Source organism: Binatus sp. (SeqCode), from assembly GCF_035272065.1.
In the GTDB taxonomy this organism is placed as follows: Bacteria; Desulfobacterota; Binatia; order Binatales; family Binataceae; genus Binatus.
In genome coordinates this window covers 1-12,497 of sequence record NZ_DATEQZ010000036.1, presented here as the reverse complement: position 1 = coordinate 12,497, position 12,497 = coordinate 1, and the positions used below count along the sequence as shown (strand labels likewise).

Here is a 12,497-nt window from a genome sequence, read left to right as displayed (position 1 = left end):
CGACGCTTGAGCGAACCGACCGATACTAGCAAAATCGTGCTCGTGTTTTTGGACAATCGCGGTGTCGCAGTTTGAAGCGCTTGATCGTCAACGCCGATGACTTCGGCTTGTCGCCCGAGGTCAATGCCGGCATCATGCGGGCGCATCGCGACGGAATTCTGCGCAGTGCGAGCCTGATGGTCGCGGAACCCGCCGCGCGCGCCGCCGCTGAAATGGCGCGCGACAATCCCGCGCTCGACGTCGGCTTGCATGCTGTCGTCTGCCGCGGACGCTGTCTGCTCGATGCCTCGCGACTCGGCGCCGCCGTGCGTCCGTCGGGCGAGTTCATCGACAGCCCCGTCGGCGCGGGGATGCGATATTTTTTTGATCGCTCGATGCGCGCTGCGATGACCGACGAACTGCGCGCGCAAGTCGAGCGCCATCTCGAGCTCGTCGGCTACCTCAACCATATCGACGGCCACTTGAATTTCCACGTCCATCCGCTCTTCGCTGATATTCTGGTTGACCTCGCCGTCGAATACAAAGTGCCGTGCCTCAGGCTCCCGCGCGAGCGCGTGTTGACGACGCTGCGTCTGCGCCGGGATCACGCTGCCCGCAAGCTCGTCGAGTCGTTTATCTTCGGCACGCTCTCGCGCCGAACCAGCCGCATGATGGCGCAGCGCGGCCTCATCTCGACCGACGCGCTGTTCGGACTTCACCAGAGCGGTCATCTGAGCGAGGATTACATCGTCGGCGTGCTCGATCGTATCCGCGACGGAACTACGGAACTGTATTTCCATCCGGCCGCCGATATCGGCGGAGTCCCGCCCGCGGCCGAGGCGCAACTCGAGGTCGAGATTCTCACTAGCCCGCGCGTGCGCGATGCGATCGCCCGAAACGGAATCGAGCTGATCACGTTCGCCGATCTTGCAAAAAGCAAACTCGCCGCTTGATTCAACTTTGCATCTGGCGTTGCCTGTGATTCGGCGGAACCTCTCATGCAGGAGACAACTTTCATGGCGGAGGTAAAGATTAGGCCTGCGGTGCGCGACGACCTGCCGCGCCTGACGGAAATTTACAACTACTATGTCGTTAACACGCCCATAACGTTCGACCTGGAACCGCAGACCGTCGAGCAGCGCGCGCGATGGTTCGACGAGCATGCCGGCACGCGCCGCCATCGGCTGTTCGTTGCGGAAGATGCGGGCCTGATCGTCGGCTGGGCGGGCACTGGGCCGTTTCGCGACCGGGCGGCGTACGACACGAGCGCCGAGACTTCGATCTACTGCGCGCATGACGCGACGGGGCGGGGAATCGGTGCGACCCTGTATCGCGCACTTTTCGACGCGCTCAAGAATGAGGACATCAACCGCCTGCTGGCCGGGATCACGCTTCCCAACGAGGCATCGATCAAGCTGCATCGCAAGTTCGGCTTCACCGAGGTCGGCGTCTTCAGCGAATGCGGCCGCAAGTTCGACCGCTTCTGGGACGTCGTGTGGATGGAGCGCCCGTTGCGACTCGCCGGCGAATGAATTGCTCGCGCCCCGATGCTGTTTGAACTAGGTTAAATGGTTGCGGGGCGCGCGTCCCGCAATTTTTCACGTTCACACTCGACTGGATATAAGGAAGAGAGACCAGATGCGCGATCAGGATGCGGCTCCCCTCGCTGACACTACGCAGGATTATCGCCTGCCGAAGAACGTCACGCCTAAGCGCTACGACATTCGCCTGACGCCCGACCTCAAGGCGTTCACCTTTCAGGGCGAGGTGAATATCGCCGTCGTCGTCAACGAGGCGATCGACGACGTCGTGCTGAACGCGCTCGAGCTGGAAATCGACAAGGTAGCCGCGGAGCGCGGTGCAAAATCCGTCGTCGCCAAGGCCGAGCTGGAGCCCGCGAAGGAACGCGCGCATCTCCGCTTCCCCGAGAAACTTGCTCCCGGCGAATGGAGGCTGAAGATTGCGTTCCGAGGAATCCTCAACGACAAGCTCCACGGCTTCTATCGGAGCCAGTACCAGGACGCTGCTGGCAAGACTCACGTCGCCGCCACGACGCAGTTCGAATCCACCGACGCGCGCCGCGCGTTTCCATGCTGGGACGAGCCGGAGCTCAAGGCGAGTTATAAAGTGACGCTGGTTGTCGATGAGCATCTGGCCGCCATTTCAAACGGCGGACAGGAGAGCGAGCGCAAGCTGGCGGGCGCAAAGAAGGAGGTCGTCTTCAAGGAGACGATCCCGATGTCCACCTACCTGGTCGCGTTCATCGTCGGCGAGTTCGACGCGACCGCGCCGGCCGATGCGGGCACGCCGCTGCGGATCGTTCACGTTCCCGGCAAAGAGTCGCTGACCGGCTGGGCGCGGCAGGTTGGCGTGTTCTCGCTGAAGTATTTCGCCGGCTACTACGGGCTCAAGTATCCCGGCGACAAGCTCGACCTGATCGCGATTCCCGATTTCGCCTCCGGTGCGATGGAAAATCTGGGCGCGATCACGTTTCGCGAGACCGCGCTGCTGGCCGACGAAAAATCCGCGTCGCGCGCCGAGCTCGAGCGCATCGCCGACGTGGTGTCGCACGAAAACGCGCACATGTGGTTCGGCGATCTCGTCACCATGCGATGGTGGAACGGCATCTGGCTCAACGAGGCGTTCGCCACCTTCATGGAGATGCTGGCCGTCGACGCGTGGAAGCCGCAGTGGAAGCGATGGGAGAGCTTCAGCGTCTCGCGCGCGGCGGCGATGTCAATCGACGGGCTGCGCAGCACGCGCCCGATTGAATACACGGTGCGCAGTCCCGAAGACTGCCGCGCGATGTTCGACATCCTGACCTATGAAAAGGGTGCGGCCGTGCTGCGGATGCTCGAGCAGTTCCTGGGCGCCAACGTCTTTCGCGACGGGATTCGCCTCTACCTGAACAAGCATCAATTCAACAACACCGAGACCGGCGACCTGTGGGACGCGCTCGAGGCGGCGTCGCGCGAGCCGGTGCGCAAAATGATGGACTCGTGGATCTTCCAGCCCGGCTTTCCGATCATCGAGGCGGCGCCGGCTGCCAACGGCCGCGGACTCAAGCTCTCGCAGCGCCGCTTCTTCTATCTCGCCGAGGACAACCATCAGCTCTGGCATGTGCCCGTGATGGTTCGCGCGAAGACCGACCAGGGCGGCTCGACCCACAAGGTGATTCTCACCACTGGCGAGACCACTCTCGACATCCCGGGCAAGCTTGAATGGGCGCTGTTGAACGAGGGCGGCCACGGCTTTTATCGCGTGCACTATGCGCCGGCGCTGCTCGCGGCGATCACCAGGAATCTCGGCGCGGTGCAACCGATCGAACGCTTCGGGCTGGTGAGCGATACGTGGGCGGCGACCGTCGCGGGACTTGGCCCGCTCAGCGAGTTCCTCAAGATGGCGTGGTTGTTCACCGGCGAGACCGACATCAACGTGTGGCGCGCGTTGCTCGGTGCGTTCGCATACCTCGACCTGATCGCGTCCGACGCCGACCGGCCCGCGCTGGCCGCCGCGGTGCGCGGGGTCGCCGGTCCCGCCGCCGCACGGCTGGGCTGGGAGCCGAAGTCCGGCGAGAGCGAGCTCGTGCGCCAGTTGCGCGGCACGCTCATCGGCGCGCTCGGCACGCTCGGCGACGATCCCGAGGTCCAGCAGCGCGCGCGCGACCTGTACGCGCGCTTCGAGGCCAATCCCGACCGCGCGGATCGCGACCTGATGCCCGCGCTGGTGAACATCCTCGCGCATTGCGGCGACGCCGCGCGTTACGAGGAGTTCAAGCGAAAGTTCAAAGCGCCGCGCACGCCGCAGGAAGAGCAGCGCTTCCTGTTTGCGCTGGCAAATTTCCGCAATCGAGATCTCCTGAAAAAAACCATGGAGATGACGCTGGACGGGCAGGTGCGAACCCAGAATTCGCCGTACCTGATGCATTCGCTGCTGCTCAACCCCGCGTGCCGCTACCAGGCGTGGGACTTTGCGCGCGCGCATTGGGACGAGATGATTCAGAAGTATCCCGACAACGCGCTGCCGCGGATGTGCGAAGCCGTGGTGGCGCTGCTCGATCGCGAAGACGAGGTCAAGCAGTTCTTCGGCGAGCATCGCGTGCGGCTCGGCGGCAAGATAATAGATCAGCACCTCGAGCGGCTGAGCGTCGCGGTCGGCTTCCGCCGCCGCGAAGGCGCAAACCTGGATGCAACGCTCAAGGGTTGAGCTGGCGAGACGCTGAGATCTTTCCTCGTCCGGAATCTGTTTCCGTCATTCTGAGCCGCTGCGGCGAAGAATCTCGACGGACACTCCGGCCTCCGGCGCTGGCCAGGCACGCGCTGGCGCGCGCGAGATCCTTCGCTGCGCTCAGGATGACGAAAAGAAGCGAGCTACTGTTCGAACATCCCGACCATCGCAATCACTTTACGCCAACAGACCCTTGCCCGGGACGTGGTTGACCTCCAGGCGGATGCCGTCGGGATCCTCGAACAGCACCGAATAATATCCCGGCACCCACGGGCCGTCCTCGGGCGGATGTACGATCTTTGCGCCGATCGTCTTGAGGAAGCCGTAAATCTCGTCAACATCGCCGCGCTCACGCGCACGCAGACACACGTGATGCAACCCGACGCGGCGCTGCTCGAATTTCTCCGCGCGATACGAATCGTCACATCTGACTATTCCCATCGCGGTCTTTCCGCCCACGCAGTACAGCACCTGCTCGCTGCGAATTACCGGCTTGAGTCCGAGATACATGAGCAGCTTTTCGTAGAATGGAAAGCACGCCTCGAAATTGCTGACCGTGAGCATCACGTGCGCTACGCCGTTAATTTCCATTTCACTTCTCCATTTGCCATGCCCGCAGACGCCGCAGCGTCTCCATCAAACTTCAAGTAACGCTTTAAGGTTTGGTTTTGGCGGGTTCGCAGTCGGTTCTCCTGAACTCTAAATGTTTTACGTGAAACAAACCCGCGCTCAGCGCGCCTGGATCATCCGCGCCGGCCTTGGCTGTTCGTGGCCGAGGATCGGATGCGGCCGGTACGGCTTCTCGAGCGCGGCGACTTCGTCAGCGGTGAGCTTCACATCGACGGCCGCGATCGCCTCCTTGAGATGAGCGAGCTTGGTCGCGCCGATGATGGGTGCGGTGACGCCGGGCGTCTGCAGGATCCACGCGCATGCGATTTGCGACGGCGTGACGCTGCGCTGTTTGGCGATCTGCTCGACGACGCTCAGCACTTCGAAGTCGTACTCGCGGAAGTACATATTCTTGGCGAAGTCGTCGGTCTTGGCGCGCGCCGTTGGACCGGTGCCGCCCTTGTCGCGATTGCCCGCCAGAAATCCGCGCGCGAGCGGGCTCCATGGAATCAAGCCGACGCCGTTGTCGATGCAAAGCGGATTCATCTCGCGCTCTTCCTCGCGATAGACGAGGTTGTAATGGTTTTGCATCGAGACGAACCGGTGCCATCCGTTTTCCTTCTGCAGATGAAGCGCCTTGGCGAATTGCCACGCGGCCATCGAGCTCGCGCCCAGGTAGCGCACTTTTCCGGCGCGCACCAATGAGTCCAGCGCCTCGAGGGTTTCCTCGATCGGCGTCGTGTAGTCCCAGCGGTGGATTTGGTAGAGGTCGATGAAATCCATCTTGAGGCGGCGCAGCGACGCGTCGCACGCTTCGAGAATATTCTTGCGGCTCAGCCCCGCGCGATTGAGACCCGACGCCATCGGGCCGTGCACTTTGGTCGCGACGACGATCTCGTCGCGCTTCGCCATCTCGCCGAGCCATCGCCCGGTGACCTCCTCGCTCACGCCAATTGAATAGACGTTGGCCGTGTCGAAGAAGTTGATCCCCGACTCGACGGCGGCGGCGAAGTGTTCGCGCGCCTCGTCCATCGTCAGCACCCAATCGCGCCATTTCTTGTCGCCATAGCTCATGCATCCGAGGCAGATGCGAGAGACGGTGATTCCAGTCTTGCCCAATTTTGAGTACTGCATGGTTTCTCCGAATTGTTTTTCGGGTTTTCGAATTGGAGTTCCGGGCGTTCAGCCAAAACTCCGGCGCGCGCGCTCGCGTGTCAAGGCCGAAGTGAAATGAGATCAGGCTGCGACGGGCGCGATTCTGATTTTTCGGTTGATCGAATAGAGCTGGGAAGAGCAATTTTCTACCATCTGTAGTGGTTTTGGGACGGCTCCGCTCTATGGCTAGCTTTGTTCCGTCAAAAACTATTTCTGCCGCGAGCGGGGGTCGCCCGATTTCGAGCGAGACTTGCGAGTACGGGACATCCTGGCGGTTGACCATAGCGTATGTGTAGCACGCCAAATCCGCCGGGGTCAGGCTGAACAGTTCATCCCCAAACAGTGCCTGAAATCCGAGGGCGTCAGGGCGGGGCGGGCTTGGCGACCGCGCGGTGCCGCGGGCGGACGTCGTAGCCGCGATCATGAATAAAATTTGCGCGCACGTGCGCGAACAGCACGGCGTCGATCAACACCGCAATAAAGATGACGGCGATGAAGACGTACTTTCCCGGCCGAGGCGCGTCGCTCGTGGCCATAAGAATCATTAATAGCATGACGGCGGTTTTTGACATGCTATTTCCTTGCCTCGGCCAGCATATTAGGATGCTGGCAATCCCGCTGGCCGATTGGTCAGGCGGCGCCGGAGGGAGTCTATGCGGGTTCTATTCGTACATCCGAGTCCGCTTATGTACAGCGAGATTTATTTGCGGCTCGAACCGCTGGGGATGGAGCGGGTGGCGGCGGCAACGCGCGCGGCCGGCCACGACGTGAGGATTATCGACCTGCAGATTTTCAAGCATCGCGATCTATTCGCCGAGATCGAGAGCTTCCGCCCCAATGCGGTGGGGTTCTCGCTCAACTATCTCGCCAACGTGCCCGAGGTGATCGATCTCGCCAAAGACGTGAAGCGGTTGAGGAAGGATATTTTCGTCTTCAGCGGCGGGCACAGCGGCTCGTTCGTCGCGGACGAAATCCTCGAGCATGCGGGAGGCGCGATCGACGCGGTCATCCGCGGCGAGGGCGAGACGGCGACGCCAATGTTGCTCGACGCGATCGGCACCGGCTCGATCGCGAAAGTTCCCGGTGTGATGACGACGCAGGGGGCGGGACCGACGCCGGTCATGCTCGACGACCTCGACAAGTTTTTTCCGGCGCGCGACCTCGGGCGCCGGCGCAACAAGTACTTTATCGGCGTGCTCGACCCGTGCGCGTCGATCGAGTTCACGCGCGGATGCCCGTGGGATTGCTCGTTCTGCAGCGCGTGGACGTTCTACGGCCGCAGTTACCGCAAATCGACGCCGGAAGCCGCGGCAGAAGACATGCTGTCGATCAAGGAGCCCAACGTCTTCATCGTCGACGACGTCGCGTTCATCCATCCCGAGCATGGGTTTGCGATCGGCCACGAAATCGAAAAACGCAAGATCAAAAAGCAGTACTACCTCGAGACTCGCGCCGACGTGCTATGCCGCAATCCGGAAGTGTTCCGCTACTGGCGCAAGCTCGGCATGGAGTACATGTTCCTCGGCCTGGAAGCGATCGACGAGGAGGGGCTGAAGCTGCATCGCAAGCGCTCGTCGATGGGCGTCAACTTCAAGGCGCTCGAAGTCGCGCGCGAGATCGGCCTGACCGTCGCGATCAACCTGATCGCGGACCCGTCATGGGACGAGAAGCGCTTCGAGGTGATACGCCAGTGGGCGATCAGCATCCCGGAGATCGTTCATCTGACGGTGGCGACGCCGTATCCCGGCACGGAGTTGTGGTTCACGGAATCGCGCAAGCTGACGACGCTCGACTACCGGCTGTACGACATCCAGCATGCGGTGCTGCCGACCAAGCTGCCGCTGCTGCAGTTCTACCAGGAGCTGGTGAAGACGCAGGACGTGCTCAACCGCAAGCATCTCGGGTTCGCGGCGCTGAAGTCGGTGGCGTCGATCGCGGGCAAGCTCGCGCTCAAAGGGCAAACCAACTTCATCAAGATGCTGTGGAAGTTCAACAGCGTGTACAATCCCGACCGGCAGCTCGCGGAGCATTCGCGGGAAGTGAAGTACGCGATGCGCCCGCCGTCGATGCATAGCGACGGACGTCCAGCGGCCGACAAGCTGTATATACACATGCCGAAGCCGTCGCATCCGCAGGCTCCGGAACCAGTCGCGGTCGGCACCGCCGCGGGCAGCGGCAGGTGAGGCAGGGGTGACCCCTGCACCCAGTAGTAAGGCCGCCCGCCGTTGGCGGGCGCGGCCCCTGCCAACGGCTTAATACTGCGCTGCCGTCGCCACGGCCAGGGGTGGTCCCTGCACCCGGTGACAAGAGAAGATGCGGGACTTCGTCCCTGTTAGAACTTGTTAAGGGGGAAAGTAGGGCGCTGTAGTCGAGGTCCCCGAGTTGCCGGGCGTGCTTGCATACGGCAAGACCCGTGCAGAGGCACTCGCGGCTGTTGAGGCGCTAGCGCTGCGCGTAATCGCCGATAGGATCGAAGCCTCGAACTAGTTCTCACGTTGCGATTGGTTCGGGGGCGTTGCGGAGCGCGTTGAAGACGACCGGCGGCACGCGCAAACGATCGTCGGACTCGTAGATCGCGCGGACATCGCCGAACTTGTCGTCGCCCGCAAGCGTGAGGGCAGCGACGCGGTCAAGCAGCGTTTTTTTCTCGGAGGTCAGAGCATCGTCGCCCATCTCCATCAATCCCCAAACGTCCCACGGCAGCATCTCCATTCGATTGAGCGATGCGAGGTCGCGCAGCAGGTTGCCGGCGACGAACCACAACCCGTGCATGTCGAGAATTCCGAAGCGGCTCGCATCCGCGCGTCCCGAGCGGCATTGTTTCCACGCATCGCCGGCGATGATGAAGCGATCGTGCGGTACGTCGAGCGTATCGAAGTCCGGCTTGAATTGTTTGCGCTGAATCGCGTCGAGCTGCGCGTCTACCAAAATCCAGCGCGCATCCGCGGCGTTCCAATACTCGCATACCCAATGGTCAAGGAATTTACCGGGCTCAAAGTATGCGCCGAAGCCGCATCGTGGACGCGCCGGAATACCTCGATCGCGCAGGATGGCGCAAAGCATCAGCGAGAAATGACGACAGACACTGGGCAGTCGGTGGGCGGGCTCGCGCGCGATCGTGAGCGGGCGCGCGTCGAGCGCATGAATCCGCGTCAGCATTTGCGCAATCGGACGGATGTGCGCGTCGGCGCGATCCTCTTCGGACAGTGTGACGCGGTACAAGAAAGGCGCGATGTCGCGATGAATCAGCACGCCTTGAATGACTTCGCATAGCGACGCGATGTCCCCGGGCAGCGCGCTGAATTCGGCCGCGTGCGCTCCCAGAGCCATCATCGGCCCACTGCGCTGGTAGTATTCTTGCGGGGTTTCCACGTGCCTCAGGCTATTTCTTCAGATCGATCTATACCAATCGGCGAGCCATAGTCCTATCTCACCCGGCGATTCTTCCGGTATGAAGCGGACGACCTTGACCGTCGCCGTGCGCAGTGTTTGTTGTTTGCCCTCGCGGGCGTGGCGGGCGCAAAATCGCGGCAGTCAGCAAACTTGAAATATAGCAACTTTGGCGTATCACGAGGATCAATCCGATGGCCGAGAATCGCAGGCGAAAGTTCTGGGGATGGGGCTACGAGGACCAGGGGCCGACTCCCGAACAGCAAAAACACATGGCCGAGCGAATCGCCCAGCGATTTGGGCTGGGGCCAATCGAGCTCACGCCGGCGCCAATGGAAAGCGAGCTAAATCTGCGCGCGCCGCGGGTGAAACCACCGGCGGCGCTCGAAGCGATTTGTTCGACCAGCATCCACGATCGCGCCGGCCACACCTACGGCAAGGGATCGCGCGATCTCAGGCGGGCGTTTAGGCGTTACTATCCGAATCCGATCGACGTCGTCGCGTTTCCGCGCGATGAGAAAGAACTGACTGCGGTGCTCGAATGGTGCGACGGCGCGCGGATTGCAGCGGTTCCATACGGCGGCGGCTCAAGCGTCGTCGGCGGAGTCGAAGCACCCGAGGGCGACCGTTATCGCGGCGCGGTCTCGATCGATCTGATGCATCTGGACAAAGTCGTGGAAGTGGACCGGGTCTCGCGCGCCGCGCGAATTCAGGCCGGGGTGTATGGTCCCGCGCTCGACGCGCAGTTGAAGCCGCACGGCCTGACGATTCGTCATTTTCCGCAGTCGTTCGAATTCTCGACGCTGGGCGGATGGATCGCGACGCGGTCGGGCGGCCATTTCGCGACGCTGTACACACATATCGACGACTTCGTCGAATCGCTACGCGTCGTGACTCCAACCGGAGTCGTCGAATCGCGCCGGCTACCCGGCTCGGGCGCAGGTCCCAGCCCGGACCGGATGTTCATCGGCTCCGAAGGAATTCTCGGCATCATCACCGAGGCCTGGATGCGGCTTCAGGATCGGCCGACGTTTCGCGCGGGCGCGTCGATCCCGTTTCCGAGCATGATCGAGGCGGCGGAGGCGGTGCGCCAGATTTCGCAGGCGGGGCTGTATCCCGCGAATTGCCGGGTTCTCGACGAAGGCGAGGCCTTCAATTCCGGCGCGGGCAACGGCGATGAGGCCGTGCTGGTGCTCGCATTCGAGTCGGCAGACCATCCGCTGGAAGCATGGATGAAGCGCGCGCTGGAGTGCTGCGCGGATCACGGCGGGAAAATCCCGGCGGACGCCGCGAAGACTCGCACCGACGCCGACGCGACGCACGAAGGATCGGCGGGAGCGTGGCGCAACGCGTTTCTGAGCGCGCCGTACCTGATGGACACGGTAGCCGCGATGGGAATGGTGAGCGACACGTTCGAGACCGCGATCACGTGGGAGCGATTCCCGGAATTTCATCGCCAGGTGATGGAGTACGCGCGCGACGCAATCGCACGGGTGTGCGGCAAGGGCTCGGTCACGTGCCGGTTCACGCACGTTTATCCCGACGGGCCGGCGCCGTACTACACGGTTCTGGCGCCGGGCAAACGCGGCTCGGAGATCGAGCAGTGGGACGAGATAAAGGCGGCGGTCTCGGACAAGCTGATGCGGCTGGGCGGCACGATCACGCATCATCACTCGGTCGGCCGTTACCATCGGCCGTGGTACGACCGGCAGCGTCCGGATGGATTCGCGCGCGCGCTGAAGGCGGCGAAACGCGCGCTCGATCCGCGCGGGATTCTCAACCCGGGCGTGCTGATCGATCCGGACTGAGCGGAGCCGGCGCTAGTCGTCGAGGTTGAGTTGTTTTTTCGCCGCGTCGCAATAGATGCTCACGGCGATTGATTATCCGGCGGGCGGCACGATTTTGGATTGGTATCCCAGTCGTCGTTGGAAGCTTCCGAGAGATCCCACGGAAGGTTTCCGTCGAACATCTTCTTTGCGAGCAGCTGGTTTATGGCGTTCACGATTCTGCCTGACGGCAGCTCGATCTCGTAAGCGCGGAACGAACCCCAACAATCGCAGTTGCTATGATGCACGGTCTCAGCCGCGATGAGTGCGTGTGACCGATCGAGCTAGCCTATTGGGAAAAGGTTGGGGTATTCGTGGGGCCATGCCCTGCACGTAATGCCAAGCTTGTCTCGGTAGGAAATAAAGTCATGCGCAACCTGGGCGGTTGGATCGATGACGCTAACGTGCTCTCCATTGAATGAGATGAGCTTGGTCTCATAGCAACAGTTCGCCCCGCCATCGCTGAAAGAAAACAGCACCCCGGATGAGTCCTTGGCCCATATGACGAGCGGAGAAAGATGGCCGTCAATATGTATCGGATATTGGTGCTGCCCAACAACCGCGAAGAAGGTGTATGCGACAGTATCGTCCTTTTCAACCCAGTCACCTGGAAATATCAGCTTCTTTTTTCCGTTCGGCGAAGGTACCGCCACCGACTTTCCCTTTGCTCCGGTCGGTTCGCTGGGCCAAAAAAGATTGGGGGGCCAAAGATCCCGGACCGAAACAGCACGTCCTGAAAACAGTTGAACCTCCGAAGAGCCTCCGTAACTAGGAAGTGCAAACAGCGACAAGAACAAGAGTGCGGACATGGAATGGAAGAGTCGCATTACATCTCGAAGGTCTCAGGGGGCTAGTCGTCGAGGTTGAGCTGTTTTTTCGCCGCCTCGCTCATCATGTGCGGCGTCCATGGCGGATCCCAGACGATCTCGACGCAGGCGTCGTCGCAGCCGGGAATGCCGAGCAGCTTGTCCTGGATCTCCTGCGTGATCATCATGCCCATTTGGCAGCCGGGCGCGGTGAGCGTCATCGTAACGTTGACGACGCGGTTGTCGATGGCGACGCCGTAGATGAGTCCGAGATCCACCAGATTGACGGGAATCTCCGGGTCGTAGCACTCGCGCAGGACTTCATAAACGTCTGCTTCGGTCGGTGCGGGCGAATTCTCCATAATGCGGAGTCTAGTATATAAGATGGTGGGTGTGCGCGAAATCCGCGGTCCCGCAAGGTGCGGCGCGCGCATTCACCGGAGGTCCGAGATGCCCGACAAAGAAGAACTCTACGACCAGGCGATCGACGCATACGCCGACGACA

11 protein-coding genes are annotated in these 12,497 nt (G+C 61.8%); 5 read left to right on the top strand and 6 right to left on the bottom strand.

From position 1 onward, the window contains the following. Positions 1–71: 71 nt before the first annotated feature. The 3 genes from hpnK (at position 72) to VJX68_RS05925 (ending at position 4,185) form a co-directional block, all read left to right on the top strand. Positions 72–932 (top strand): hopanoid biosynthesis-associated protein HpnK, encoded by an 861-nt coding sequence (gene hpnK, locus VJX68_RS05935; RefSeq protein WP_324094744.1) that lies wholly within the window; start codon positions 72–74, stop codon positions 930–932. Between the two features lie 45 nt (positions 933–977). Beyond that, positions 978–1,511, top strand: coding sequence for a GNAT family N-acetyltransferase (locus tag VJX68_RS05930; RefSeq protein WP_324094743.1), 534 nt, complete (start codon positions 978–980; stop codon positions 1,509–1,511). A gap of 106 nt (positions 1,512–1,617) precedes the next feature. Then, entirely contained in the window at positions 1,618–4,185 is a 2,568-nt protein-coding gene (locus VJX68_RS05925; protein WP_324094742.1) for a M1 family metallopeptidase, read from the top strand. 198 nt (positions 4,186–4,383) lie between these two features. Here VJX68_RS05925 and VJX68_RS05920 read toward each other — a convergent pair whose 3' ends face one another. The 3 genes from VJX68_RS05920 to VJX68_RS05910 all read right to left on the bottom strand — a co-directional run bounded on the left by VJX68_RS05920 (position 4,384) and on the right by VJX68_RS05910 (position 6,506). Then, the gene (locus VJX68_RS05920; protein ID WP_324094741.1) at positions 4,384–4,797 is read right to left on the bottom strand and encodes a VOC family protein; all 414 of its coding nucleotides are present in this window, start codon (positions 4,795–4,797) and stop codon (positions 4,384–4,386) included. A gap of 138 nt (positions 4,798–4,935) precedes the next feature. Continuing rightward, complete coding sequence (locus VJX68_RS05915) at positions 4,936–5,949, bottom strand: aldo/keto reductase (RefSeq protein ID WP_324094740.1); 1,014 nt, start codon at positions 5,947–5,949, stop codon at positions 4,936–4,938. Positions 5,950–6,332: 383 nt separating this feature from the next. After that, entirely contained in the window at positions 6,333–6,506 is a 174-nt protein-coding gene (locus VJX68_RS05910; protein WP_324094739.1) for a hypothetical protein, read from the bottom strand. 117 nt (positions 6,507–6,623) lie between these two features. On the opposite strand from VJX68_RS05910, the gene hpnR reads away from it, so the two are divergent. Beyond that, positions 6,624–8,153 carry a hopanoid C-3 methylase HpnR gene (hpnR, locus tag VJX68_RS05905; RefSeq protein WP_324094738.1) on the top strand — a complete coding sequence of 510 codons (1,530 nt, stop codon included), beginning with the start codon at positions 6,624–6,626 and terminating at the stop codon, positions 8,151–8,153. A gap of 307 nt (positions 8,154–8,460) precedes the next feature. On the opposite strand, the gene VJX68_RS05900 is transcribed toward hpnR, so the two are convergent. Beyond that, on the bottom strand, positions 8,461–9,303 hold the full coding sequence (locus VJX68_RS05900) for a transglutaminase family protein (RefSeq protein WP_324094737.1): 843 nt from the start codon (positions 9,301–9,303) through the stop codon (positions 8,461–8,463). Positions 9,304–9,554: 251 nt separating this feature from the next. Between VJX68_RS05900 and VJX68_RS05895 the strand changes: the two genes are divergently transcribed. After that, positions 9,555–11,168, top strand: coding sequence for an FAD-binding oxidoreductase (locus VJX68_RS05895; protein ID WP_324094736.1), 1,614 nt, complete (start codon positions 9,555–9,557; stop codon positions 11,166–11,168). Positions 11,169–11,470: 302 nt separating this feature from the next. Here VJX68_RS05895 and VJX68_RS05890 read toward each other — a convergent pair whose 3' ends face one another. Beyond that, positions 11,471–11,839 (bottom strand): hypothetical protein, encoded by a 369-nt coding sequence (locus VJX68_RS05890; protein WP_324094735.1) that lies wholly within the window; start codon positions 11,837–11,839, stop codon positions 11,471–11,473. Positions 11,840–12,036: 197 nt separating this feature from the next. Next, positions 12,037–12,354: a metal-sulfur cluster assembly factor gene (locus VJX68_RS05885; RefSeq protein WP_324094734.1), complete on the bottom strand. Its 318-nt coding sequence runs from the start codon at positions 12,352–12,354 to the stop codon at positions 12,037–12,039. Positions 12,355–12,497: the final 143 nt, after the last annotated feature.

Bases quoted from the DNA above. Each gene is read 5' to 3' on its own strand.
- VJX68_RS05930 (WP_324094743.1), top strand. From the start codon at position 978: ATGCAGGAGACAACTTTCATGGCGGAGGTAAAGATTAGGCCTGCGGTG.
- VJX68_RS05925 (WP_324094742.1), top strand. From the start codon at position 1,618: ATGCGCGATCAGGATGCGGCTCCCCTCGCTGACACTACGCAGGATTAT.
- VJX68_RS05920 (WP_324094741.1), bottom strand. From the start codon at position 4,797: ATGGAAATTAACGGCGTAGCGCACGTGATGCTCACGGTCAGCAATTTC.
- VJX68_RS05915 (WP_324094740.1), bottom strand. From the start codon at position 5,949: ATGCAGTACTCAAAATTGGGCAAGACTGGAATCACCGTCTCTCGCATC.
- VJX68_RS05910 (WP_324094739.1), bottom strand. From the start codon at position 6,506: ATGGCCACGAGCGACGCGCCTCGGCCGGGAAAGTACGTCTTCATCGCC.
- hpnR (WP_324094738.1), top strand. From the start codon at position 6,624: ATGCGGGTTCTATTCGTACATCCGAGTCCGCTTATGTACAGCGAGATT.
- VJX68_RS05900 (WP_324094737.1), bottom strand. From the start codon at position 9,303: ATGATGGCTCTGGGAGCGCACGCGGCCGAATTCAGCGCGCTGCCCGGG.
- VJX68_RS05895 (WP_324094736.1), top strand. From the start codon at position 9,555: ATGGCCGAGAATCGCAGGCGAAAGTTCTGGGGATGGGGCTACGAGGAC.
- VJX68_RS05885 (WP_324094734.1), bottom strand. From the start codon at position 12,354: ATGGAGAATTCGCCCGCACCGACCGAAGCAGACGTTTATGAAGTCCTG.